Source organism: Bacillus sp. B1-WWTP-T-0.5-Post-4 (assembly GCF_009183795.1).
GTDB classification, from domain to species: domain Bacteria; phylum Bacillota; class Bacilli; order Bacillales; family Bacillaceae_G; genus Bacillus_A; species Bacillus_A cereus.
On record NZ_WEIJ01000001.1, the window covers coordinates 805,339 to 831,088 of the forward strand.

Below are 25,750 nucleotides of genomic sequence, written 5' to 3' on the forward strand. Positions count from 1 at the left end.
AATTTCTTTACCTCATCACTTCATATAATTTTGGCATCGTCTCTTTTACAATACCTTCAAATTGTTTTACTTCTTCCATTGTGTTTTCTGGTGCCAAACTAATACGAATAGCGCTTGCAGCTGCTGCATGCGGCACTCCCATTGACACTAACACTCTGCTCACTTCATTTGCTTTTGAAGAACAAGCAGATTTCGTTGACACATATACACCGTGTTCTTCTAAAGCATGAACGACTACTTCTGGTTTTAAACCAACAAATGATACATTTAAAATGTGCGGTGCTGCATATGCAAGCGACGTGTTAATCGTTACATCTTCCATCTCTTTAAAGAAACGAACAAGCTCTGCTTGTAAACTTTGCAAATGAGCTACCTTTTCTTTCACTTGTTCCATTGTCATACGAAGTGCTTTCACCATCGCTACAATGCCAGGTAAATTTTCTGTACCAGAACGATACTTAAGCTCTTGTTGACCACCTGATAAAATCGGATCTAATCTTACGCCATCGCGTACATAAAGAAGACCCGTTCCTTTTACACTGTGGAATTTATGTCCAGATATTGAGCAAAGATCAATATGAGACGCATATAAATCAAGCGGTACTTTCCCTATCCCTTGTACATGATCTACATGGAATCTTATTTTCGGATGATTCGATAATAACGTTCCAATTTCAGCAACGGGCTGAATTGCTCCAGTTTCGTTGTTCACATGAATAATTGACACAAGAATCGTATCTTCACGAAGTGCTCGTTTCACATCTTCTACCGACACAACACCATGCTCGTTAACCGGTAAATATGTTACATCAAACCCGAGTTCTTCTAATTGCTTATATGCCTCAAACACAGACGCGTGTTCAATATTTGTTGTAATGATATGTTTGCCACGCGAACGATTCCTCATCGCTATCCCTTTAATCGCAAGGTTATTCCCTTCCGTTCCACCTGATGTAAAAATAATTTCAGAAGGTTTAACACGAAGAAGCTGCGCTGCAATCGTTCTTGATTGTGTTAATAGACGCTCTGCCTCTCCTCCAAGCGAATGAATAGAAGAAGGATTACCAAAATATTTCCCAGCAACCGTCACGTACGATTGAAGAGCTTCTGGATATGGCTTCGTCGTCGCACTATTATCAAAATAGATCATCGTTCTTCCCCTTTCAGCGCTATCACATCGTATAATCATATCATAAATACGTGTCATTACGCTAAGACTACGCAAAGGTTCCATTTTATCTCGATTGGTGAAGGCTAATAATTGTCGAGGATGCCCTCCTATTACAGTTTCACTTTATCCCGCATGAACGGGCAATAAGACTCTCACCTCAAAATCCAGTTAGAGCAAAGAAGTTAGGTAGGAGTCGGGCTGTCCGTAAATGCCCGATTGGTGAAGGCTAGTAATCAATGGGGATGAATCCTCCTACTGATTACAGTTTCACTTTATTTTGAAACGAATAACCTTGCTGTATTCCGCTATTCATTATAGCAACATCGTCTGCAAAATTACACAAAAAAACAAACCCTTTTATGAAAGGGTTTGTTCATTGTCTACATATTCAGCTATTTTTTGAACAACGCCAGGTTCAAGTTGCTCTAATACTGAAGCCGCTTGTTCTAAAGCTGCATCGTATTGGTATTCACGGAATAATTTCTCAGCATAATTTAAACTTTCTGCTAGGTTTTCATCATGACTACGGTAACGGTTACCGTACTGAATTAATTTTTCCACTAAATATGCTTGTCCAATTAACTCTTCTGTCATTTCAGCCACACCGTTCACAGTTGTGTATGCTTCTTCTAAACTGCTATTTACAGCGTTCATATTTAACGGCTTCACTTCTAATTGTTCATATACAGCTTGCATTGCCATTTGCCCTCTTTTTAAATCTTCCATAATACTCTCTGGAAGACCTGGCAAATTCGACTTTTGCATAAAGCGTTTCGTTTCGAAAATAGTATTTCGCATTTCTTGTAACTTCTCACGTGCTTCAAATTCTTCTTTGCGCATCGCTTGCAGCATTTCTTTATATTCTGCATGAAGTACTTTTAACGTTTCACATTGCTCATAAACCTCTTCTAGTTCCTCACGAATAATAGAGAAGGCAATATCTTGTTCTGCAACGCGTAATTGTAGCATTTCAAAACGTTTCGTTAAAATGTGCATTTGCTTTTCAATTACTTTTTGAGACTCAATGTCTTTATCTTGTAACTGATAGCTTTGTTTCACAAGTTGTGTTTCTGTTTTCGTTTCAATCGTTTCGATACGCATTTCTTCTAAGCCATCGTAAACAGAAAGTGTTTTTTGCTCCACATAATGTCTCGCATGTACTTCTTGTTCCAATTGATCGTAGAAGCCATCTAAACGTGTTTTTAAGTTTTCTACTTTTTCAGCCGCTTCTGTTATATGAAGCTCCTGTATATCCATTAAACATGTTTGTAGTTGTTTCGTCATATCGCGAACTTCTTTAGGGACTTCCAAATAATCTAATACATAACCTTGTCTTACCATATCATTATGTCCGTGTAATAAATCTTCCAGCTGAACTGGTAACGTCGCTTGACACTCTACCAATAAATCTGGAATTTGGTGAATAATGATTTCTAAATCTGCTAAACCTTCTTCCAAACTAATAACAATTTCTCTCGCTTTTAAATAGTCGCCATTGTTTGTTGCTTCTTCAAAGGTTTTAAATTTCTCAGATTCAGCGTCTAGCATCTCTTCGATTTTCTGCTCTGCTGCTCCATACATATGTCTATGAGCAAGAACACTCTTTTTCATACTACGATATGTATCACGTAACCCTTCAATTTCCGAGCTATTTTTCTCATGGCTTTCTAACAATTGCTGTAATTCATTTAAAATGTCAGTAATACGATTATCAGCGTCATCTAAACCACTTATGGATTCGTTCATCGCATGCTTTGCTTTTCGGAAGGAGAATTGCGAGGCGAATTTTCGCGCTTGCGCTAAATCTTTGTCAGCTTTCGGAAGGGTTGTTGATACAATTTCATCCCATTCTTCACGCCATTTACCAAACAGTTCTTCTGTTTGACCCGTCATGTTTAAATCTTTTACCCGTTTTAGTTCATCTGCCACAGGTTTATCTTTTATCTCTTGTTTCCACTGCTCCAGTGCTTCAATATCTTTATATGAACGATTTCTTATCACAAGCTCTATCATGAGCAGCACTAGAATAGAGCTTACTACAATGATAACGATCGTCAGGATAGAATCCATGCAAAAAAGCCTCCTAGTTATATCTCTTTTTTTGTCCGTTCCGTTTATGAAATGGAAGGCATTATGTATAAAAAGGGAATTCCCCTATATTTAACAACTAACAATGTACTAATCATACCATGTAATGGTTTGTTTTTGACCTAGTTTTTTTTAAAATTTCATGTTTCTTTCAATGTGATTGTAATCTTTCTCAATATTCCGCCTACCTCACTACCTATCCTCAAATGATTGTAATAACAAACAATCTTTCGTATGGGATACGAAATAAATTTTCCGCATGAGTGGTGGTTCAACAGAAATTACATGTACATTTCCTTGCCTTACAGACTGCTCTACTGCCCTTTCTGGAAGTAACGTGATACCAAGGCCAGCTTTTACCATCGCAAGCATCGGTTCTGCGTAAGATGTTTCCACAGCTATAGTTGGTTTTACACCTATTTCATGAAACATGTTCATAATCATTTTCCTTACATCACATATTTCTGGATATACAATTAATTTTTCATTGTGCAGCTCTTCTATTTGAATGACTATCTTCTCTTTGTACGGATGATTATTTGAAACGGCACAAACAATTTTCTCTTGTTGCACTTCTTTTATATACCTAGCACCTTCTACTACTGAATCGATGAACATCGCGTCAATCTCCCGCGCTTTAAATAAATCTCTTAATACTTCCGTATGCCCGATTTGCCATTCCACTTCGAACTCATCACCTAATATATTTTTACATTCTGATATGTAATGCTCCGCTAAACTCGGTAGTATACCAATTGAAAACTTCCGGTTCTCTTGATACCCCCTCATTTCTGTTTTCACTTCATTTATTTGCTCCAAAATCGGTAACATTCTTTTTATAAATAACTCTCCTGCCTCCGTTAACTCTACTCCTTGCGCAGAACGTTTAAGTAAAGTAACCTCTAAATCCGCTTCTAACTTTTGAATTTGTTTACTAAGCGCTGGTTGTGATATATGTAAAATCTTACTTGCCTTTGATAAACTTCGCGTATGCTTCACTTCAATAAACGATCGTACTGCCTCCAAATCCATCGTACACACCTCTAACAAAAAGTTATAACCGTTATAAGAAATCGATATTTCCTCCTATAAACAATTACTCTTTATACTTATTTCATCAACTTACTATAACGAAATGTAAAGGGGAAAGATACTCTTGAACAAAAAACAAATGCTACTCGGATCCTTTCTATGCTTACTCGCCGTCACTGCCTGGGGATTTATGTTTCCTGTAATGGCAAGTGCTCTGCAATTTATCGATCCATTCTTCTTCACAACGCTTCGCTATGGATCAGCAGCTATTATTTTTCTTATTTTGCTATTAATTACTGAAGGAAAGACTTCACTCCGCTTAGAAAAAAGAACACTTTCTCTATTCTTTTACGGGACAGTCGGTTTCGCGGGGTATGGTTTTCTCGTTTTCTACGGACAGCAACTTGCCGGACCTTCCGGAGCAATCCATGCAGCTATGATTCAATCCCTTATGCCACTGATTGCCTTATCACTGCAATGGATAACCCAAAATCGCCGCCCACAAAACTATACATTCCTTTGTATGTTCGTTGCATTACTTGGTGTTATGCTTGTCATTTCAAAAGGAAATATTGAATTACTATTTGGAGCTGCAAGCCACTTATCAACAAATATATTGATGCTATGCGGCGTTACTTGCTGGGTCATTTATACAAACGGGGCTGCTCGTTTTCAATCTTGGTCACCACTTAGGTACACGACATTAACTTGTTTATTTGGCTCCATTTCACTCATCGTTATTGTTACTTTCTTAACGTACACAAATATAGTTACTATGCCGTCACTGCGTACAGTTGTGAGCGTTCGTTTTGAGCTCTTTTATATGTCGATTATCGCAGGCGTTATCGCTGTATTTTGCTGGAATATGGGAAATCGCTATATTTCATCTATTAACGGCATATTATTTATGAATTTAGTTCCTATCCTTGCACTCATTGGTTCTATCTTTCGAGGTTATACAGTCGATAAAATTGAAATCGCTGGAGCTGCATTAACAATTATCGCGCTATTATGTAACAATTTATGGCAAAGAAAAGTAAACATAAAAATCCCCACCTCAGTTCGTTAGGTGGGGATTCTTCACATATGAACAGCTCTTGGCCACTCATGGTACATATTCGCTTTACATAATGCTTGTTCCATCCATTGCTCAATCTCTTTCGTATACATTTCTATGAAAAATGTCTCAGACGGGAAAGAATGGAGTACTTCTGATATATATTGTGGATATAAAAACGGCATACTTATCATACCTTTTAATTGCGTCATAAACATTGTAAATGATACTTTCTGAAATTCTTGTTTCATTTGTCCTTGTCTAATCATTTGTTCTATATAATATCTTTCTTTAGAAAAATAAACGGTCATCACTTCACGAATTAATGTCGTATCAAGCGAAAGCTCTCGGTAGAAGAAACGTGTTAGTTCTCTATTTTCAAATTGATATCGTAAAATCCCGCGCACCATTTGCACCATTACATCTTTAGCCGACAAATACTCTCTCTGTTCAAACGACATTTCAATCACATGAATATATCCTTCTAAAAAATCAGTAATAAGCTGTTCTAATAAACCTTGCTTCCCAGCAAAATAATATGAAATATTCGCTACATTCACATCCGCTCGCTTTGCAATGTCTCGCACCGACGTTCCATCATAACCTTTCGTATTAAACAACGATATTGCCGCATCAATTACTTTTTGTTTCGTCTGCTTCATGCGCTCACTTCCCCTCACTGAACAGCTATAGTTTAAATTTCTTGACTTTTAAGACAAATTCCTTTAATTTTCTATCGACAAAGTCATGTGAAATACATCGTATTTTGCTAATATTTTACACATCTCGATAAAAAAGGAGCTGTTTCCATGTTTACTAAAGAAAGTTATGCAGGATCTCGTGTGCAGCAATATGAGACAGTAATTAAACAACTGGATGCGTTATTAACTGGCGAATCAAACGTAGTCGCAAACTTATCAAATGCTTCCGCATTATTAAACCAATTTTTAGATCGCGTTAATTGGGTTGGCTTTTACGTAACAGAAGGAAATCAGCTTGTCCTTGGACCGTTCCAAGGAATGCCTGCTTGCGTACGCATTCCATTTGGACGAGGCGTTTGCGGCGTAGCAGCTGAAACGAAAACAACACAGCTTGTAGCAGACGTTCACCAATTCCCAGGTCACATCGCTTGCGATAGTGCTTCTAATTCAGAAATCGTTGTACCAATTGTGAAAGAAGGAGCTGTCATTGGTGTACTTGACATTGATAGTCCCGAAAAGAATCGTTTCGATGAAGTAGATCAGCGCTATTTAGAAAAGTTTGTGGAAACACTCCTAAAACATATGTAAAAAGAAAAGAGCGAGTTATCGATTTAGTACGTCCTGTACAAAACCGATAGCTCACTCTTTTTTTATTGATTAACAGTAGATATTTTCTTTAATGCCTGCTCTAAATCAGAAACGATATCCTCCCACGATTCTAAACCGACTGATAAGCGTATTAAATTATCGAAAATGCCCATTTCTTTTCTTAGTTCAGCTGGAATCGCAGCGTGCGTCATCGTTGCTGGATGCTGAATTAACGTTTCTGTATCTCCTAAACTCACCGCAATTGTAATAAAGTGAAGATCATTAATAAGCGCTTGCGTCTCTTCTTTTCCGCCTTTTACTGAAAAAGAAATAACACCGCCCCCGCGTTTCATTTGACGAGATGCTAACTCTCCTTCTGGATACCAAACATCTTCTACCGCATCATGTTTTCTTAAGAACGATACAATTTTTTCTGCATTATCACAATGACGATCCATTCTTACTGCTAACGTCTTTAACCCGCGTAATAATAACCATGCATCAAACGGTGCCATAATACCGCCGATATCCTTTCGCATCGGGCGAATCTTTTCAGCTAATGCTTTCGTTTTACAAATCGTTACACCCGCCACAACGTCGCCATGACCACCAATATATTTTGTCGCACTATGCACAACAGCATCACAGCCAAGCTCAAGCGGTCTTTGTAAATAAGGTGAACAAAATGTATTATCAACAATAACAAGTAAACCTTTTCGCTTCGCAACCCGAATCACTTGTTTTAAATCAATTAATTTCATTGTCGGATTAATTGGTGTTTCAACGAAAATAAGCTTTGTATTTGGGCGAATTTTATTTTCAATATCAACCTCTGTCTCCATATCACAAAACGAATGCGTAATCATAAATTTTTCTTCTAACACTTCTAAAAAACCGTACGTGCATCCGTATAATCCATTTGAACAAATAATATGATCTCCAGCCTTTAAAAAACCGATTAAAGTCGCTGAAATAGCTGCCATACCAGATCCGAAGGCAAGTGCCTCTTCTCCTCCTTCTAACACCGCCATACGTTCTTCAAATAATTTCACAGTCGGATTTCCAAGCCGTGAGTAAATATAAGATGGATCCACTCCCGCAAAACTCGCCTCTCCTTGCTGCGCAGTCTCAAATGTAAATGTAGAAGTTTGAAATAAAGGTGGTGTTAAACTTCCTTTATGTTCCTCAGGTGTATAACCGTGATGAATTAACGCTGTCTCCATATGCTTCTTTTTCATAAAAACATCCCCCTTATGTTTTTATTGCCGCATATTCATCCATAAAAATTTGATGAACGTTTTCCTTCATTTTATGTAAGCGTTTTATTTGTGTTTCTATCTCTTCTTCTATATTGTTTTAAATTCCTTCTTATATTAATTTCCAAAATTTTTATGCATAAAACAAAAACGTACTCGCTTGACGAAACTCTGGGTAAAAGATATAATAGCGTTTGTGTAAAATAAAAAGGCAGCCTTGTAATGTGAGTTTATCGTTTGTATTTTGTTCCTCTACGGAGGTGTATCTCGTAACTCCCTGCTGCTGGAGCGAAGGTACATGAAAACAAAATGCCCGTAAATATCGATTACGTCTGTTTTTATTTTACGTAAATAAAAACATTTTTAAAGGAGGAGTCAACTATGGCTCGTTATACAGGTCCAGCTTGGAAACTGTCTCGTCGTCTTGGAATCTCTCTAAGCGGCACAGGAAAAGAATTAGAAAAACGCCCTTACGCACCAGGTCCTCACGGTCCTAACCAACGTAAGAAACTTTCAGAATACGGTTTACAATTACAAGAGAAACAAAAACTTCGTCACATGTACGGCATGACTGAGCGTCAATTCCGTCGCACATTTGACCAAGCAGGTAAAATGCCTGGTAAGCACGGCGAAAACTTCATGATCCTTCTTGAAGCTCGTCTTGACAACTTAGTTTACCGTATGGGCTTAGCTCGCACTCGTCGTGCAGCTCGCCAATTAGTAAACCACGGTCACATCATGGTTGATGGCGCTCGCGTAGATATCCCATCTTACCGTGTAAAACCTGGTCAAACTATCAGCGTTCGCGAAAAATCTAACAGCCTTGTTGTTGTTAAAGAAGCGATCGAAGTTAACAACTTCGTACCAGAATACTTAACTTTCGATGCTGACAAATTAGAAGCTACTTACACTCGTCACGCTGAGCGTTCTGAGTTACCAGCTGAAATCAACGAAGCATTAATCGTAGAGTTCTACTCTCGTTAATCTCGGTACTCTGAAAAGAGTCGTATTAAAAGCCTTAGGAACCTTGTTAATTCAAGGTTCCTGGGCTTTTTTTATTGAATATAACCGATTATATGTATAGAAACAGACCAATGTAACAAAATAAAAAAGAACTGCAAGTCTATAGTTAATAAAACTTAACCCCCTCTCTAGAATTCCATCCATTTTTTATCCACATTAATAAAAACCTCCCTCTTCTTCTAACACTTAAAAACACTACATTCTATCCCATAACTCATTTTTCTTTGCTATACTCTCCTTTTCTTAACATTATTTTTACAACGTATTTATTTGCACATAATCTATATCTTCCCTTTTCTATTTACATTCAACCTTAAAAACCTCTTCATTACCAGATCATCCGAATGAGATTAAAAAACTTAATGGACGAGTACCTCTTTAATCGTTAAATCATCAGAATATTACGTTTACAATCCCCCTCTTAAATTGGTATTATTTTCTTGTAAGGGGAGGGAAAGTTCATGTCTTTAAATATGTATCTCGGTGAAGTACAAACTAAAGCAGAGGGTTTTGCAAAGGAAATGTAAAAAGTAACTCTGATTATGGAAAAGGATAAAACTTTACTAACAAACCAAGAAAAAGTAAAAGCGCAACTTGAAAAGGTGTATGCGGAGTCTAAGAAATTACAAGACATTAAACCGCCTAAACAATACGAAAACTTGCAAATGGAATTGAAAAAGTCTTTAATTCTTTATGAGAAGTCAAGGGATAAGATATTAGAATCGGTAGACGAAATAAGTGAGACTAAGGCAGACATTGGTACAAAGAGTCTAAATGAAGCAATGGGGATGTTTGGTAAAGCAATAGACGATATTCGAGCATTAGACGAACAAAGTGTAAGTGAAGTAGAATAATAAATACTAAAGGGGTATGAGAAAATGAAACGTAAACTATTAACTTTAGCGATTCCAATGTTGTTAATAACAGGGGTAGGTTGTGAGTCAAACGATAAAAAGAAAGACGAAGTAATGGAAGCTTCTGTTAAAGAAAACAAGAAAGAAGACTATAATAAGAATGCAACATACTTACTTAAAGATTACACTGAACAAACGGAAGAAATAAAAGACCTTGTAGATAGCAGAAAATCTAATAAGAAGAAGGCTGAAAAGTTAAAAGAGTTATCGAAACCTTATTTCGAATTAATTGATAAGATTGATAAACTAGATTATAAGTTAGCTGAAGACAATAAAACACCGATAAACATAAGTAAAGCAATGTTATTCTCGAAATCAGGGGTAGAAAACATGCAGACAGGTTTAGAAGAGGATGATAAAGATACAATTGAATTCGCTAAAAAGGATTTAGACGAAGCTTCTGAGTTAGTAGACAAAGCAACAAAAGAACTAAGTAAAAAGAAATAACACAAAGGGGTATATGTCAATGAAACGTAAACTATTAACTTCAGCTATGCCTGTTATGTTGTTAGCAGGTTGTACAACAGAGGCATATGGACTTACACAGTCAGAGTTACGAAAAGTGGACAAAGAATATTAATCAAATAAACTAACAATAAATTAGAAGGTCTTTTCATGAGTTGTGGCTTTTATTATGTAATACTTACAGAGTTTCATAGACATTTCACCCCCCTTCATTTTTAAAAAAATAGTGCAGCTATTGATGTGCCCCTACGCTACCTACCCTCCCCAGAGGACAAACTTTTTTTGACAGGGGGGACTTAATATTAAAAAGATTAAATCAAAAAAACAGCCTTTGAGATGCCTCACTATGTTCCATACAAATCCTCCTGTTTATAACGGTTTATTTTTATCAATTTATCAGTTCATATTAATTATACTTGTTTCTTCTACAAACCCTCTATTAAATAGCTCACTTACTAAATTTGAATCCTATGCATACAAAAAAAGCTACCGAAGACACCAAAACAGTTACTTCGAGTAGCTTTTATTTATATATATTAAAATTATTTATTTTCCTCTTTTTGAACATATACATAAGCATCTTTCTGCTCTTTATGTACATCCATCTTCGAATTCTCTGCAAGTTGACCCGCGTTTAGCAAAGAAAAAATAATGAGCGCTTCTAGTGACATTTTGTTTTACCACTCCTTTCTATTTGTTATACATTTATCATACCGCTTACATGTGATTTCCGTATGAACTCGAAAAGGAGATTACAACAAAAAGGTTACAGGAATATGAATGCACGCTATAATAACCATTAAATAGGAGGTTGATTCGTTTTGACAATAAATCAAATGGTTCAGTTGGGTAGTGCATGTATGTTGTTTATTACTTCCGCACTTATTAATTGGTATCAGGGAAGTAATTTAATAGATGATCCTGATGAATGGAAATATAGTGCCAAGTTTACGAATTACTTTAAAGGCACCGTTTCAAATTACGAAGATATTTATCAAATCGATTTCTTTATATATGCGGCAAAATTTTATCCAACAGCATTTATTGTTATGCTTATTAGCTTACTTTATATGCTCGTATTAATTCTTCATATTCTATTTACAAGATCTCGTGAGGCAATCTAAATTTATACATAAAAAACCCCGAATCATAGAATTTTCAGCCTACAATTCGGGGTACTATTTGTTTTATATTCGTTTCTGATTAGTAACGAATTAAGAAATATTTCTTCTTACCGCGGCGAATGATTGTGAATTTACCTTCGATGCGGTCGTTTTCTGTTACAACGTAGTCTAATGCTTGTGTACGCTCACCGTTCACGTAGATTGCGCCGTTCGTTACATCTTCACGTGCTTGACGTTTTGATGGAGAGATTTTGCTTTCTACAAGTAAGTCGATTAATACTGTATCTTCTGCAGTACGTTCTACAGATGGTACGTCTTTGAATCCTTGCTCGATTTCGCTTGCAGTCAGTTCTGCTACAGAACCGCTGAATAATGCAGCTGAAATTTTAATCGCTTGCTCTAATGCTTCTTCGCCGTGAACAAGTTTTGTCATTTCAGAACCTAATGCTTTTTGTGCTGCACGTTTTTCTGGCGCTTCAGCTACTTGCTTTTCAAGCTCAAGAATTTCTTCATGAGATAAGAATGTGAAGTATTTTAAGTATTTAACAACGTCGCGGTCATCTGTGTTAATCCAGAATTGGTAGAACTCGTAAGGAGTTGTTTTCTCTGGGTCTAACCAAATTGCGCCGCCTTCGGTTTTACCAAACTTCGTACCGTCAGATTTAGTAACTAGTGGAATTGTTAAACCGAATGCTTTCGCATCTTCTTCTGATTTACGGATTAATTCAAGACCAGCTGTAATGTTACCCCATTGGTCACTACCACCGATTTGTAGACGGCAATTATGTTGCTGATATAAGTTTAAGAAGTCGTATGATTGTAAAATCATGTAACTAAACTCAGTGAATGAAATACCAGTTTCTAAACGAGATGCTACTGTATCTTTTGCTAACATATAGTTTAAACCGAAGTTTTTACCGATATCGCGTAAGAATGAAATTACATCTAAGCTACCAAGCCAGTCGTAGTTGTTAGCCATCGTTGCTGGGTTGTCCACGTTTTCAAACTCTAAGAAGTTTGAAAGTTGGTTTTTAATGCTTTCTGTGTAGTAAGCAACTGTATCTTTCGTATTTAATGTACGTTCTGCTTTTTTACCACTCGGGTCACCGATCATACCAGTACCACCACCAACAAGTGCGATTGGTTGGTGACCAGCTAATTGGAAACGACGTAACATTAATACTGGTAACATATGACCAATGTGTAAGCTATCCGCTGTCGGGTCGAAACCACAGTATAATTTAACGCTTTCTTTTTCTAATAATTGCTCAAGGCCCTCAGCATCTGTTTGCTGATTAATTAGACCGCGAAATTCAAGATCTTGTAAAATACCCATATCCTACATACTCTCCTTTAAGTTCATTACTGGCGTGAAGGTTGAAAACATAAAAAAATCGCCCCTTCAAATAAGGGACGATTTTGATTATCGCGTTACCACCCTAGTTGCAGGCAAAAAAGCCTACCACCTTATTTACATAACGGCTTAGCACCGTCTTTTCCCTTTTGAATAAAATTCAATCGAAAAAAGATGCTCTAGGGGCGTAATTCGCGATCATCTATGTGCTGATTTTCACCGGCCATCAGCTCTCTAAAACAGGGAAATGATCACTACTTCTCCCTTTCCACGCTCAATTATTCATATACTTTTCTTTATACCATCATTTATATAGGCATGTCAAATAGAGGTCAGGTTTCCCTTCTTGTCAATCCTTTACAACACCATAAAGAGTATCGTAATAAGAGAAAGAATTGGAACCCCAACTAATAACGATACATGAAACACAATCGATAAATCATTCCCAATGGTCGCCTCCACAGGATCTTTCGCTGGGGAACCAAGAAACCCGATTAATCGATCGAATCGACTTACCGTTTTTGGAAAGTCTGGTATTTCTACATGATCACTATCTAAATGTTGCTTTAACTTATATTCACTCTTAAAGGGATTTTCGCTCAATTTCGTCCACCTCCAGCAATTGTTTCAATTTCTTTATCCCGTTATGAAGTCTCGATTTCACCGTTCCAATCGGAATGTTTAATATCTCTGCAATTTCTTTTTGCTGCATGTCATGATAATAAGAAAGGATTAGGACCGCTCTTTGCTCTTCTGGAACTTTCAAAATTGCTTCTCTTACTGTGAGCCGATCTTCGTGAGAAAATTCTTTTTCCGGAATCGGCACTAAAAATGGCAAAAGCGTACGCCACTTTTTTCTCCTATTTAATTTATTAATCATAAGACGATAACCAATTTGAAATAAATACGTTTTTATTTTACCTTTTTCAAGTTCATACATATGTTTCTTACGCTCTAGCGTCAAAAACGTATCTTGCACAAGATCGATACTTAATTGTTCATCTCGGTTAAATCGATATAAAAATGTGTATAGCGCTGGTTTGATTAAAACATATAGTCTTTCTCCCGCTTGTTTATCTCCACTTTGATACGCAAGCATGAGCTCCTCCTCAATCCCAATCTGCGCCATGATTTTTGATCTCCTTTATTCCTTTTAACGTTAATGAAATACGGGAAATTAAATATGCAATCGCAATAAAAATCCACAATTGTGATTGATTTGTAAAAAATTGCACATATGGGTTTTGAATCGTAAATCCCATTGTAACTAAAGTATTTAACGCTTGCACACATATGCATGCATACAACGCAAGGCAGATAGAAATAGTGTCAAATACATTCCAGCGAAAATACACTTTTGTTTTTGTAAAATCAATTTTATATCCATTTTTCCGTACTATATGTTTTCTATCAAATGGAATAATGATTGAAAACATAACACCCATTATAACTCCAGCTGTAAGCATTGATACTCTATATCCAATTGGTATCGGTAAGAAAAGACCACAAGAAAATACAACTATAATTCCAATTACAGCAAAAGTAAGAAGTAATTTATTAGACATATAAAAGCCTCCCTCATCTATTCTTTCATAAATGTATACAGACGAGGAAGGCACTTCGTTCAAATATTATTTTAGTTTTTTTATAATCTTTGCAGGATTCCCGCCAACTACTACATTATTAGGCACATCTTTCGTTACGACAGCACCAGATGCGATTACCGCATTGTCTCCAATTGTTACACCTGGATTAATAATTGCTCTTCCGCCAATCCATACGTTATCGCCAATTGTAACTGGTTTTCCGTATTCTGATCCGCTTATGCGCTCTACTGGATCAAGCGGATGTGTTGCTGTATAAATGTGAACACCTGGAGCTAACATACAGTTCACTCCGATTGTTACCGGGCATACGTCTAAAATCGTACAGTCAAAGTTCGCGTAAAAATTTTCACCGACATGAATGTTATAGCCGTAATCACACCTAAAAGAAGATTCAAGATGAATATTATCTCCTGTCGTTCCGAATAATTCTTTTACGATTTCGCTACGCTCTTTTAATTGCTCTTCTGGCGTATCATTTAATTTTCTCGTTAATATACGTGCTTGCTCTCTTTCTTGTACTAAAACTGGATCAGCCGGTATGTACATTTCTCCTAGTATCATCTTTTCCTTTTCTGTTTTCATCATACTATCCCCTTCAACTTATATATACAAGTTCATGATATCATAAAAAAGAAAGGCCTGAACATTTTTCGTTCAGACCTTTCCCTCTTAATCTTCCATCGTTGATAAGTCACCTGTTGGTAAATTCAGCTCCCACGCTTTTAATACGCGGCGCATAATTTTACCACTTCTCGTTTTCGGTAATTTATCTCTAAATTCAATTTGTCGTGGCGCTGCATGAGCTGCTAGGCCTTTCTTTACAAATTGACGAATTTCTTCTTTTAATTCATCAGATGGTTCGTATCCTGCTCGAAGTGCGATAAATGCTTTAATAATTTCGCCGCGCACCGGATCAGGAATACCAATTACACCAGCTTCTGCAACAGCAGCATGCTCGATTAATTTACTTTCTACTTCAAACGGACCAACGCGCTCACCTGACGTCATAATTACATCGTCGATACGTCCTTGGAACCAGAAGTATCCATCTTCATCCATATAGGCAGAGTCACCTGATACGTACCAATCTCCCGGCATGAAATAAGATTCATATTTTTGCTGGTTATTCCAGATCCCGCGCATCATAGATGGCCAACCTTTCGCAATTGCTAAGTTACCCATTGTGTAAGGAGGCACTTCATTTCCTTCATTATCAACAATCGCTGCTTTCACACCTGGAATTGGTTTACCCATTGAACCTGGACGGATTTCCATACAAGGGTAGTTACAAATTACTTGTCCACCTGTTTCTGTCATCCACCACGTATCATGAATACGAAGTCCAAATGCATTCATACCCCAGCGAATTACTTCTGGATTTAACGGCTCACCAACGCTTAATACGTGACGAACTTGTGATAAGTCATATTTTTTAATTGCGTCTTGTCCAGCTCCCATTAACATACGGAATGCTGTTGGTGCGCTGTACCAAACCGTCACACCGTAATCTTGCAGTGCTTCATACCAAGCTTCTGGACTAAAGCGTCCACCTAAAATAACATTTGACGCTCCAACTAACCACGGTGCGAAAATACCGTAAGCTGTTCCAGTTACCCAGCCCGGGTCAGCAGTACACCAATATACATCGTCTTCTTTTAAATCTAATACCCACTTCGCCGTTTGATAGTGCTGAACCATTGCGTTTTGCGCATGAAGCACACCTTTTGGCTTACCAGTAGAACCAGACGTGTAATGTAGAATCAAACCGTCTTCACGGCCTAACCATTCAATATGTAATTCTTTTGAAGCTTGTTCAAATAACGGATTGAACGCTACCGTTTTACCGCCTTCTTCTACATTATCTCCAACAAGGAAAACTGTTTTTAAAGCCGGTAAATCATTTAATGGTACGCGCTCTAATAATTCAGGCGTTGTAATTAACACCTTTGCTTCGCTATCTTCTAAGCGATCGCGAACTGCGCCTTCCATAAATGCTTCAAATAGCGGTCCAACAATTGCTCCTAATTTCACTGCACCTAAAAGTGCGAAATATAACTCTGGAGAACGTGGCATAAAAATAAAAACGCGATCGCCTTTTTCTACATCGCCATAATTCTTAAGGACGTTTCCTGCTTTATTAGAAAAATCCTTCATTTCCTTAAATGTATATTTCTCTTTTCGCGATCCATCTTGATAATAAAGAGCTACTTTATTCTTTCGATCGGATTTCGCATGCTTATCAATTGCCTCATACGCCATATTTACTCGGCCTGTTTCATTCCAAGTAAAGTTTTTATTAACCTCTTCCCAGTTAAAATTCGCGTATGCCTCATCATAATTCGGCAAATTATTTTCTCCTTTAATGACAGGAAGCGTTTCTACTTTCATACTTTACATCCCCCTCCTATGTATTCTATTATCTATTATAATGACATTATTTAAAATTTTCAGTATATTTGTTGATTTTTAGACAAATTTTTAATGACAAATTTCGATTCACATCGCATATATTATAAAGTACGATATTAATAGATTCACAAACCCTCAAGGTGGTGAGCAATACATTGATTCATAAAAAAATATATAATGCTAGAAACTTAAAAACAGCGAAAGGCACTTTAATTATTGAAGGTCCTGTCTCTACACATAACTTAGAAATGTATGAGTTTCATCCAGACTTAATTGCGTTTCGTCCTGCCGAGCAACAATATAAAGCAATTGTCGAAATTTCTAAATTACCAGAAGCTCGTCTCATTATTGCTAGACATGACCAAACAATTGTTGGATATGTTACATACTTGTATCCTGATCCACTTGAACGATGGTCAGAAGGAAAAATGGAAAACTTAATTGAGCTTGGGGCAATTGAAGTAGTCCCAGCCTTCCGCGGGAGTTCTGTCGGAAAGAACTTACTAGAGGTTTCTATGATGGACGATTATATGGAAGATTACATTATATTGACGACTGAATATTATTGGCACTGGGATTTGAAACAAACAGGTTTGAATGTGTGGGAATACCGAAAAGTAATGGAGAAGATGATGAATGCCGGCGGGTTACAATGGATGGCTACAGACGATCCTGAAATTTGTTCACATCCTGCCAACTGTTTAATGGTCCGCATCGGTAAACGCGTTGATACGGATTCTATTCAAGCTTTTGATCGTCTACGTTTTCACAATCGTTTTATGTATTAATAAAGGGGGCAACTGGAATGATTGTAGAAGAAATTATGAATCAAAATGTAGTTACATTACATCCAAACGATACAATCGAAACAGCAATCCGAACGATACGCACGAAAGGCATTCGGCACATTCCAATTGTCGATCAAAATAATCACGTCGTAGGCATTATTTCTGATCGGGATGTAAGAGATGCAAGTCCGTCTATTCTAGATGAACAAGTTTCACTCGATATGCTACAGCAACCTCTCGAACTTATTATGAAACATCCTGTTATGACTTGCCATCCTCTCGATTTCGTTGAGGAAATTGCTACTTTATTTTTTGAAAATAAAATTGGCTGTCTTCCTGTTACAAAGGCCGGGAAGTTAGTTGGAATCATTTCTGAATCTACAGTATTACACACGTTAGTAAAATTAACAGGAGCACATCAACCAAGTTCGCAAATTGAAATTCAAGTAAAAAACGAACCTGGTATTCTTGGAAAAGTCGTTGCTATTTTTAGTGATTTACAAATAAATATCGTGAGTGTTCTCGTCTACCCAGCAAAAGACGAGAATGATAAAGTACTCGTTTTCCGCATTCAAACGATGAATCCTCTAAAAGTGATTGATGCACTTGAAGCAGAAGGCTACCGCGTATTATGGCCAAACATCATGGGGATGCAAGCATGAGTAGCGCGTTTATTTATTCGGATGACTTTCGGGGCTATTCATTTAGCCCTGATCATCCTTTTAACCAACTGCGCGTCACACTTACGTATGATTTATTACAAAAGGGCGGTTTCATCTCTCCCTCTCAAATCATCTCACCACGGATGGCTACAGATGAAGAGATCGCCTACGTTCATACAGAGGAGTACATAAATGCGGTAAAACGTGCTGGAGAAGGAAAGTTAGAAAAATCAATTGCGATGACATATGGACTCGGAACAGAAGATACACCGATGTTCCCAAATATGCACGAAGCAAGCGCATTGCTCGTTGGTGGTACGTTAACAGCTGTCGATGCTGTTCTTTCCGGAAAAGTAAAACACGCACTTAATTTGGGCGGCGGCTTACATCACGGCTTTCGCGGCAAAGCATCTGGCTTTTGTATTTATAACGACAGTTCTATCGCAATGAAATATATTCAAAAGAAATACGGTTTACGCGTCTTATATATTGATACAGATGCTCATCACGGTGATGGCGTACAGTGGTCGTTTTATGATGACCCTAACGTATGCACAATTTCATTACATGAAACTGGTCGCTATTTATTTCCTGGAACTGGCGCTGTAAATGAACGCGGACAAGGTAATGGCTATAGTTATTCTTTTAACGTTCCACTCGATGCTTTTACAGAAGATGAATCGTTCTTAAAATCATATCGAACTGTTGTAAAAGAAGTTGCAGCGTACTTTAAACCGGATATTATTTTAACGCAAAATGGTGCTGACGCACATTATTATGACCCACTTACACATCTTTGTGCGACAATGAATATTTACCGTGAAATACCGAAGCTCGCTCGTGAAATTGCAAATGAATATTGCGACGGTCGCTGGATCGCTGTCGGTGGCGGTGGCTATGATCACTGGCGCGTCGTTCCAAGAGCTTGGGCACTCATTTGGCTCGAAATGAACAACATCCAAAACATCTCAGGTTATCTCCCTCCAGAATGGATTGAAGCTTGGAAAGGACAAGCAGAAACAGAACTTCCCCTCACATGGGAAGATCCAGACAACATGTATAAACCTATCCCCCGTAAACCAGAAATTGAAGAAAAAAACGCATTAACTGTAGCGAAATCCCTTGAAATTATTCGGAATAATATGACAAAATCTTTGTACTAAACGAAAAGGAGGCTCGTTTTTGAATAGCCTCCTTTTATTTATTGTCGGTTTCTGTCGGTAAGTCGATATATTTTAATAATCGCTGATATATTTCGAAATGCGCCGATATATTCTAATAATCGCTGATATATTTTTATGTACTAATGGATTTTATGAGGAAAGGTCGTGATATTATGTGGATACAACAAATGATCCACACGAAACGTGGCACATTTGAGCTTTTTACTAAAGGCAGTGGCGAACCGCTTTGTATTACACATCACTATTCACAATTCAATGAAACTGGTGATTACTTTGCGGATGTTTTTACTGCTACGCATCGTGTATTTCTCATTAATTTACGAGACGCTGGTAACTCGTTAAAAGCCAATTCAGAAAAAGAATTAAGTATGATTGAAACGATTCACGATTTAGAAGCTATACGAGAAGCTTTACAACTTCCAACATGGCATTTCGCTGGCCATTCAACAGGTGGTATGCTTGGACTTTTATATGCAATTACATATCCACATTCCTTACAATCATTAGTCGTGGTCGGAACCGCAGCAAGTAACTACACCGAAACACCCTTTTGCATTTATCACCCAGCACATCCACAGTTTCATTATATGCAAAAACTCATCGAAAACTTAAAAAACCCTCACCTTACAGATGAAGAACGGAAAGAACTATCTACTAAGAGAACAAAATTATCATTGTATAAACCAGAAAACTACAACTCTTATTTTTGTAAACCAATTAATAAAACAATGTCCGTTAGCCGGATGAATGCTTTCGCCAATGAATATCCTTCATTTGATTTAAGAGAGAATTTACCTTCCATCCAAACAAAGACCCTCATTACATGTGGAAGCCATGATGTACAGTGCCCGATTCAGTATTCTATCGAGATACATGATGGAATACGTAATTCTATCTTCATTCCATTCGAAAATAGCAACCATTATCCTTTTTTAGAAGAAGCTGCTCAGTTTACTTCTACTACTCAAACATTTTATAAATCGTTAGTACCATTATTATTAAGAAAACCTAAACACTGATAAAAAGCTCATAGCCTCTATACGACTATGAGCTTTTTTCAAAAGAAATATTTCACACTAAAAACAACTAAAAAAACAAAAGAAATAACCACTAAACCCACATCAAGTAATACCGACTTTTTATCTCTATCTTTTAAACTTACCTTAGAGCTAGAAATGCTTTTAATTACCCAAAAGATTGCAAAAAAGAACCAACCGAAATGATCATTCGTAGAATCTTCATCATAAAACATTTGTATTGCACCAATAATCAATAAGATAAGTACGATATTAGTTCCAATCTTTAAAGTCTTATTTGATTTATTATCTTTTAATATATCCCCCAACATATAGCTCGCTCCCTATGCTCTCCTCTGTTTTGTTTCTCTTTACATTTTAACACAAATTACCTATTTCTTCCTTTCCATTCGAATAACATACAAAAAACCTGCCAATTACTCGGCAGGTATATTACACGTTAAAACGATAACCAGCTCCCCATACTGTTTCAATATATTGCGGGTGAGCAGGATCTCTTTCAATTTTTTCACGTAGCTTTCTAATGTGGACGACAACAGTGGCTAAATCACCAGCGGAATCTAATCCCCAAATGCGTTCAAATAACTGTTCTTTATTTAATACTTGGTTTGGATGTGTGACAAAGAATGTTAATAAATCAAATTCCTTCGTTGTAAATGCCACTTCTTCATTGTTTATAAAAACTTTCCTCGCTCGTTGATCGATAGAAATTCCGTGAATATATAACGTATCGCGTTGCTTACTTACATTTCCTAATAATCTTTCATAACGAGAAATATGTGCTTTTACTCTTGCGACTAATTCACTCGGGCTAAACGGCTTCGTTATATAATCATCCGCTCCTAATCCGAGTCCGCGAATTTTATCTATATCTTCTTTTTTTGCTGAAACAAGTAGAATCGGAATATCTTTTACAGCACGTATTTGTTTACAAATTTCGAATCCGTTCATTTTCGGAAGCATAATATCTAAAATAATTAAATCATAGTCTTCTTGCAAGGCTGTTTGTAAACCTATTTCTCCTGAATGCTCTACATCAACTTGGAAATCATTAATTTCTAAATAATCTCGCTGTAATTCTGCAATACTTACTTCATCTTCTATTAATAAAATTCTTTTCAATTTACTCACCACATTCCTCTACTTTTTCCAATGAGAAGAAAATGCTTGTGCCTTTACCAAGCTCGCTTTCCGCCCAAATTTCCCCGCCATGTTCTTCAACAATTTGCTTCGCTATTGCTAAACCAAGTCCACTTCCACCTGTGCTAGAATTCCGCGATTGTTCTGCACGATAAAAACGTTCAAAGATATAAGGTAGCGTATCAGATTCTATACCTGATCCATTGTCCATCACTTTCACAATAACTTTATTATTATCACTCGATACTATTACAGTAATTTTCTTCTCTTCTTTATCCATGTATTTCACACTATTATGAATTAAATTTGATATAACTCTATTGATTTTTTCGCAATCAGCCGTTACATATAGTGGTGATGCATGTAATTGTAAGTTAACTTCTATACCTTCTTTACTTAAATCCATTTGCATCTCTTCGATTAACTCTTGCATAAACGTATTCAATTCAACCGTTTCAAACTGAAAGGGAACTCGATTCAAATCGAGCTTTGAAAATAAAAATAATTCATCAATAAGTGTATCCATATGTCTTGCTTTCGTATGGATAGTTGTTAAATACTTATCCATTTTTTCTGGCGTATTTGCTACCCCGTCCTTTATTCCTTCTACATATCCGATAATTGATGTAATCGGTGTTTTTAAGTCATGAGAGATGTTTGAAATAAGCTCTTTTCTATTTTCTTCATACTGTGTTTGCATCTCTATCGATTCTTTTAATCTCTTCCTCATTTCCTCAAATCCTTGATTTAATTGCCCTATTTCATCGTGTGATGTAACTGGTATTTGAAAATCTAAATTTCCTTCTTTAATTTTCTCCGTTGCGCCTTTCAATACAAAAATTGGTTTTATTACACTTCTTGAAACGAGGTAACTTAATAATCCAATGAGTAAAATGGCTAGTAGTAAGAGAGATACAAATAAGATTGGAAATAATTTTTGTGTAAGATCTACAAATGAACTTTGCTTTTTTAATACAAATATACTTCCCTCTTCTTCCTGAGGAAAATAAAAATCAAACTTTACATATCGATAAAATGTATCGCCTAGTTCCGTTGTACCACGACTATTAATATTTGCTGATTCAAATTTCGGAAGGGCTTCTTTTAAAGATACACTTTCAAATACGTTTGAAGCATATGAAAGTGTTTCTCCTTTTCTTACTACTATTTTCACACCCTCTTTTTCTATTGCTGAGACAAACGACTCATCTAACAATTGAGATTGATGCTGTTTAGCTGCTGACTTCAACTCAAGATAGGCATTCTCTTCTTCTGGTGTAAGCGGCTTTTGAATGTAAGAACTTTTATAGAAATTTTTCACTGCTTCCAAGTCACCTGTTATCGAAAAAACGATTAAAAATCCCGCGACTAATATAAGCGTAATAGAAACGAGGATAACAGCAATATAAGAAAATAAAAACCTTGTTTTAATAGACATATCTTAAATCCTCACTTTATCAAACCTTATTATTTATAAGCATAAAAATATATGTTCAATTACTCAAGCGATTTTATAGTAATTTTAGCGCCAGTTTATAAAAATTTAATGTTCCTATTTTACAGTTGAAATTAGGAGGTTGAAATTCCATGTTCAAAAAAACATTCAGTATGATATGTTGCGTAATTTTTTTACAAGGATGCTCGCAAGAACAAGAAGTAAAAAAGGAGATGACAAACATGGAGACTGCACTACTAGCAGCTACTGAAAAAAATGAAACGAATACTGTTATATCTTTACTAAAAAAAGGCGCAAATATAAATGCGACGGATAGTCAAGGACGCACTCCGCTTATGATTGCTACATACAAAAATGATGTAAAAACCGCAAAAGCGCTTATCGAAGCTGGTGCTGACGTAAATATCCAAGATGACATGAAAAACAATCCCTTTCTATACGCCGGTGCGGAAGGTTACTTAGACATTTTAAAGCTAACAATTGATGCTGGTGCAGATCCTACGATTACAAATCGTTACGGCGGAACAGCTCTTATCCCAGCCTCAGAACATGGCTATATTGACGTTATAAAAGAACTCCTCACTCGAACAAATATTGATGTAAATCATGTAAATAACCTGGGATGGACAGCTTTAATGGAAGCCATCGTACTAAGTAACGGAAACGAAACACAGCAACAAGTCATTCGCCTTCTTATTGAGCACGGTGCAGATGTAAATATTCCAGACAATGATGGTGTTACCCCGTTAGAGCATGCTCGCGCTCATCACTTTGAAGAGATAGAGAAGATTTTGTTAGAAGGCCGTAAGTAAAAAGCTAATTTTTGCCTTCCTCCCCCACCCTATGCTACATTTAAGCCGTTACATTAATATTAATAGGGTGGGAATAAAATGAACAAACCTAAAATTGGGATGATTGGACTTGGAAGTATTGCGCAAAAGGCCTATCTTCCAACACTTACAAAAGAAACTGATTGGAATTTTGTAGGGGCGTTTACACCTAACGCAGAGAAAAGAAAACAAGTTTGCCAGCAATACCGAATTCAAGACTTTCATTCTATTGAAATGTTAGCTTCGGAATGCGATGCAATCTTCGTTCATAGTTCAACTGCATCGCATTATGAAATCGTTTCTGAACTTCTAAAAAAAGGGATCGACGTTTATGTTGATAAACCGCTAGCAGCTACAGTGGAACAAGCTGAGCAACTAGTCGAGTTAAGCGAGAAGTATAACCGAAAATTAATGGTCGGATTTAATCGCAGATTCGTTCCTATGTATGTTGCTGCCAAAGAACAGGCTAATGATATTTCATGGATTCGAATTGAAAAGCATCGCACAAATAAAGTCGGGCCATATACGTACGACTTTACTATGTTAGATGATTATTTACACATTGTAGATACTGCTCGCTGGTTAGCTAATGATGACCTTAACGTCGTTCACAATATGATGCAAATCAATGAAAAGAATGAACTTCTTTACGGACATCATACATATACAACTCCAAGTGGACTGTTACTTTCTACTGCAATGCATCGCCATGCCGGTACAAATTTAGAACAAATTGAACTTGTAATGCCAGGGAAAATCATTCGCGTAAGAAATATGAATACATTTGAAATTGAACAGGAAAACTCAGTTTCACAAAGTGGTTCCCCATCATGGGATACGACGTTAAAACAACGTGGTTTTGAAGATGCTGTTCATCATTTTATTGAGTGTGTACAAGGCGATACAAAGCCTGTTGTAGATGGATTAGAAGGATTAAAAACGCAGCAAATGCTACAATCTTTACTAGATGATGTAAACAAAAATTAAAACGGATACATTTTTCAGAATTTACTTTCATTCCCATTCCCTCTTTATTTCTCTCGTAAATTTCTATAGAATATGTTGATAGGAATTATAAATTTCATAATGAATCGTGGAAAGGATGAGATTAACACATGTGGAACGAGTTTAAAAAATTCGCTTTCAAAGGGAATGTCGTTGATTTAGCTGTCGGGGTTGTAATCGGTGCTGCATTCGGTAAAATCGTTAGTTCTTTAGTAAAAGATATCATCACACCATTACTTGGTATGGTATTAGGTGGCGTTGACTTTACAAGTTTACACTTTGGATACGGTAAATCTGCTGTTATGTATGGTAACTTCATCCAAACAATTTTTGACTTCTTAATTATCGCAGCTTCTATCTTTATGTTTGTTAAAGTTTTCAACAAACTAACATCTAAAAAAGAAGAAGAAAAAGAGGAAGAAATTCCAGAGCCAACAAAAGAAGAAGAACTTCTTGGCGAAATTCGTGATTTACTAAAACAGCAAAACTCTTCTAAAGATAGAGCATAATTGAACGGATAAAAAGGCATGTCCCCTTGGGACATGCCTTTTCTATATGCTATAACGTTTCCGAATTCATATGAATAAATAAAATAATACCAGCAACCATAAGTACCATAATGCTACCTGCAAATAGTGTAATACCAATAAACATTAAACTTGTGCTCATATCTACTGATACACTTTCAATAAAAATAGAAATTACATACGTGATAAGGGCAATTCCTGCAAGAATACTTCCTGGAACAAATCGCTTTAAACCATTTTGTTTTAACGTCATATATGCAAAAATAGCAGTCATACAAAGCGTAATTATCCAAAGAACGATCATCTCTTTTCCCCCCTCACAAGCCTTTTCT

Annotated in this window: 29 protein-coding genes and 1 other annotated feature; of the genes, 13 read left to right on the plus strand and 16 right to left on the minus strand. The window is 36.7% G+C overall.

Annotation, left to right across the window (positions count from 1 at the left end; translation table 11 throughout):
* Positions 1–7 precede the first annotated feature (7 nt).
* From GBN91_RS04325 to GBN91_RS04335, 3 genes are all read right to left on the minus strand, one after another.
* The gene (locus GBN91_RS04325; protein WP_000638992.1) at positions 8–1,150 is read right to left on the minus strand and encodes a cysteine desulfurase family protein; all 1,143 of its coding nucleotides are present in this window, start codon (positions 1,148–1,150) and stop codon (positions 8–10) included.
* 378 nt (positions 1,151–1,528) lie between these two features.
* Positions 1,529–3,241: a septation ring formation regulator EzrA gene (gene ezrA, locus GBN91_RS04330; RefSeq protein WP_152121272.1), complete on the minus strand. Its 1,713-nt coding sequence runs from the start codon at positions 3,239–3,241 to the stop codon at positions 1,529–1,531.
* A gap of 210 nt (positions 3,242–3,451) precedes the next feature.
* A complete protein-coding gene (locus GBN91_RS04335; RefSeq protein ID WP_152121273.1) occupies positions 3,452–4,291 on the minus strand; it encodes a LysR family transcriptional regulator in 840 nt (279 codons plus the stop codon).
* A gap of 124 nt (positions 4,292–4,415) precedes the next feature.
* Between GBN91_RS04335 and GBN91_RS04340 the strand changes: the two genes are divergently transcribed.
* The gene (locus tag GBN91_RS04340; protein WP_016123448.1) at positions 4,416–5,360 is read left to right on the plus strand and encodes a DMT family transporter; all 945 of its coding nucleotides are present in this window, start codon (positions 4,416–4,418) and stop codon (positions 5,358–5,360) included.
* 11 nt (positions 5,361–5,371) lie between these two features.
* Here the strand turns inward: GBN91_RS04340 and refZ are convergent, their stop codons facing one another.
* Positions 5,372–6,010 (minus strand): forespore capture DNA-binding protein RefZ, encoded by a 639-nt coding sequence (gene refZ, locus GBN91_RS04345; protein ID WP_000814923.1) that lies wholly within the window; start codon positions 6,008–6,010, stop codon positions 5,372–5,374.
* Between the two features lie 147 nt (positions 6,011–6,157).
* Between refZ and GBN91_RS04350 the strand changes: the two genes are divergently transcribed.
* Complete coding sequence (locus tag GBN91_RS04350; RefSeq protein ID WP_000494340.1) at positions 6,158–6,637, plus strand: GAF domain-containing protein; 480 nt, start codon at positions 6,158–6,160, stop codon at positions 6,635–6,637.
* Between the two features lie 62 nt (positions 6,638–6,699).
* Here GBN91_RS04350 and megL read toward each other — a convergent pair whose 3' ends face one another.
* A complete protein-coding gene (gene megL, locus GBN91_RS04355; protein ID WP_016123449.1) occupies positions 6,700–7,875 on the minus strand; it encodes a methionine gamma-lyase in 1,176 nt (391 codons plus the stop codon).
* Between the two features lie 399 nt (positions 7,876–8,274).
* Here megL and rpsD point away from each other — a divergent pair, with 399 nt between their 5' ends.
* The 3 genes from rpsD to GBN91_RS04370 all read left to right on the plus strand — a co-directional run bounded on the left by rpsD (position 8,275) and on the right by GBN91_RS04370 (position 10,277).
* Complete coding sequence (gene rpsD / locus GBN91_RS04360; RefSeq protein WP_000135317.1) at positions 8,275–8,877, plus strand: 30S ribosomal protein S4; 603 nt, start codon at positions 8,275–8,277, stop codon at positions 8,875–8,877.
* 581 nt (positions 8,878–9,458) lie between these two features.
* On the plus strand, positions 9,459–9,770 hold the full coding sequence (locus GBN91_RS04365) for a hypothetical protein (protein ID WP_049106949.1): 312 nt from the start codon (positions 9,459–9,461) through the stop codon (positions 9,768–9,770).
* A 24-nt stretch (positions 9,771–9,794) separates the two neighbouring features.
* The gene (locus GBN91_RS04370; protein ID WP_000823777.1) at positions 9,795–10,277 is read left to right on the plus strand and encodes a hypothetical protein; all 483 of its coding nucleotides are present in this window, start codon (positions 9,795–9,797) and stop codon (positions 10,275–10,277) included.
* A gap of 560 nt (positions 10,278–10,837) precedes the next feature.
* Here GBN91_RS04370 and GBN91_RS04375 read toward each other — a convergent pair.
* Complete coding sequence (locus tag GBN91_RS04375; protein ID WP_053514539.1) at positions 10,838–10,966, minus strand: hypothetical protein; 129 nt, start codon at positions 10,964–10,966, stop codon at positions 10,838–10,840.
* A gap of 150 nt (positions 10,967–11,116) precedes the next feature.
* On the opposite strand from GBN91_RS04375, the gene GBN91_RS04380 reads away from it, so the two are divergent.
* Positions 11,117–11,419, plus strand: a complete 303-nt coding sequence (locus GBN91_RS04380; protein ID WP_000154632.1) for a YjdJ family protein — start codon at positions 11,117–11,119, stop codon at positions 11,417–11,419.
* Between the two features lie 79 nt (positions 11,420–11,498).
* On the opposite strand, the gene tyrS is transcribed toward GBN91_RS04380, so the two are convergent.
* From tyrS to acsA, 6 genes are all read right to left on the minus strand, one after another.
* Positions 11,499–12,755, minus strand: a complete 1,257-nt coding sequence (gene tyrS, locus GBN91_RS04385; RefSeq protein ID WP_000512092.1) for a tyrosine--tRNA ligase — start codon at positions 12,753–12,755, stop codon at positions 11,499–11,501.
* 70 nt (positions 12,756–12,825) lie between these two features.
* Positions 12,826–13,053: a binding site (T-box leader), on the minus strand.
* Positions 13,054–13,130: 77 nt separating this feature from the next.
* Positions 13,131–13,376 carry a hypothetical protein gene (locus GBN91_RS04390; protein ID WP_001293778.1) on the minus strand — a complete coding sequence of 82 codons (246 nt, stop codon included), beginning with the start codon at positions 13,374–13,376 and terminating at the stop codon, positions 13,131–13,133.
* The gene (locus tag GBN91_RS04395; RefSeq protein ID WP_000057201.1) at positions 13,357–13,902 is read right to left on the minus strand and encodes an RNA polymerase sigma factor; all 546 of its coding nucleotides are present in this window, start codon (positions 13,900–13,902) and stop codon (positions 13,357–13,359) included. The genes GBN91_RS04390 and GBN91_RS04395 overlap by 20 nt, the downstream gene beginning before the upstream one ends.
* A complete protein-coding gene (locus GBN91_RS04400) occupies positions 13,883–14,338 on the minus strand; it encodes a hypothetical protein (protein WP_000066457.1) in 456 nt (151 codons plus the stop codon). Before GBN91_RS04400 ends, GBN91_RS04395 begins: the two co-directional genes overlap by 20 nt.
* 66 nt (positions 14,339–14,404) lie before the next feature.
* Positions 14,405–14,965: a maltose acetyltransferase domain-containing protein gene (locus GBN91_RS04405; protein ID WP_002026426.1), complete on the minus strand. Its 561-nt coding sequence runs from the start codon at positions 14,963–14,965 to the stop codon at positions 14,405–14,407.
* An 84-nt stretch (positions 14,966–15,049) separates the two neighbouring features.
* Complete coding sequence (gene acsA / locus GBN91_RS04410; RefSeq protein WP_000862049.1) at positions 15,050–16,768, minus strand: acetate--CoA ligase; 1,719 nt, start codon at positions 16,766–16,768, stop codon at positions 15,050–15,052.
* Positions 16,769–16,944: 176 nt separating this feature from the next.
* Here acsA and acuA point away from each other — a divergent pair, with 176 nt between their 5' ends.
* From acuA to GBN91_RS04430, 4 genes are all read left to right on the plus strand, one after another.
* A complete protein-coding gene (acuA, locus tag GBN91_RS04415) occupies positions 16,945–17,577 on the plus strand; it encodes an acetoin utilization protein acetyltransferase AcuA (RefSeq protein ID WP_000581388.1) in 633 nt (210 codons plus the stop codon).
* Positions 17,578–17,594: 17 nt separating this feature from the next.
* Positions 17,595–18,239, plus strand: coding sequence for an acetoin utilization AcuB family protein (locus GBN91_RS04420; RefSeq protein WP_000634583.1), 645 nt, complete (start codon positions 17,595–17,597; stop codon positions 18,237–18,239).
* The gene (gene acuC / locus GBN91_RS04425) at positions 18,236–19,402 is read left to right on the plus strand and encodes an acetoin utilization protein AcuC (protein ID WP_000092826.1); all 1,167 of its coding nucleotides are present in this window, start codon (positions 18,236–18,238) and stop codon (positions 19,400–19,402) included. Before GBN91_RS04420 ends, acuC begins: the two co-directional genes overlap by 4 nt.
* Positions 19,403–19,554: 152 nt before the next feature.
* On the plus strand, positions 19,555–20,442 hold the full coding sequence (locus GBN91_RS04430) for an alpha/beta fold hydrolase (RefSeq protein ID WP_140159298.1): 888 nt from the start codon (positions 19,555–19,557) through the stop codon (positions 20,440–20,442).
* A gap of 38 nt (positions 20,443–20,480) precedes the next feature.
* Here the strand turns inward: GBN91_RS04430 and GBN91_RS04435 are convergent, their stop codons facing one another.
* The 3 genes from GBN91_RS04435 to GBN91_RS04445 all read right to left on the minus strand — a co-directional run bounded on the left by GBN91_RS04435 (position 20,481) and on the right by GBN91_RS04445 (position 23,038).
* Complete coding sequence (locus tag GBN91_RS04435) at positions 20,481–20,771, minus strand: hypothetical protein (RefSeq protein WP_000900161.1); 291 nt, start codon at positions 20,769–20,771, stop codon at positions 20,481–20,483.
* 121 nt (positions 20,772–20,892) lie between these two features.
* Positions 20,893–21,582: a response regulator transcription factor gene (locus GBN91_RS04440; protein WP_002024886.1), complete on the minus strand. Its 690-nt coding sequence runs from the start codon at positions 21,580–21,582 to the stop codon at positions 20,893–20,895.
* A gap of 1 nt (position 21,583) precedes the next feature.
* Positions 21,584–23,038 (minus strand): sensor histidine kinase, encoded by a 1,455-nt coding sequence (locus GBN91_RS04445; RefSeq protein ID WP_000023874.1) that lies wholly within the window; start codon positions 23,036–23,038, stop codon positions 21,584–21,586.
* 149 nt (positions 23,039–23,187) lie between these two features.
* Between GBN91_RS04445 and GBN91_RS04450 the strand changes: the two genes are divergently transcribed.
* From GBN91_RS04450 to mscL, 3 genes are all read left to right on the plus strand, one after another.
* A complete protein-coding gene (locus tag GBN91_RS04450) occupies positions 23,188–23,868 on the plus strand; it encodes an ankyrin repeat domain-containing protein (RefSeq protein ID WP_000475114.1) in 681 nt (226 codons plus the stop codon).
* Between the two features lie 78 nt (positions 23,869–23,946).
* Positions 23,947–24,873: a Gfo/Idh/MocA family protein gene (locus GBN91_RS04455; protein ID WP_006926854.1), complete on the plus strand. Its 927-nt coding sequence runs from the start codon at positions 23,947–23,949 to the stop codon at positions 24,871–24,873.
* A 128-nt stretch (positions 24,874–25,001) separates the two neighbouring features.
* A complete protein-coding gene (mscL, locus tag GBN91_RS04460; protein WP_000267011.1) occupies positions 25,002–25,400 on the plus strand; it encodes a large conductance mechanosensitive channel protein MscL in 399 nt (132 codons plus the stop codon).
* A gap of 49 nt (positions 25,401–25,449) precedes the next feature.
* Here mscL and GBN91_RS04465 read toward each other — a convergent pair whose 3' ends face one another.
* Positions 25,450–25,722: a DUF3917 domain-containing protein gene (locus tag GBN91_RS04465; protein ID WP_000636589.1), complete on the minus strand. Its 273-nt coding sequence runs from the start codon at positions 25,720–25,722 to the stop codon at positions 25,450–25,452.
* Between the last annotated feature and the right edge of the window lie 28 nt (positions 25,723–25,750).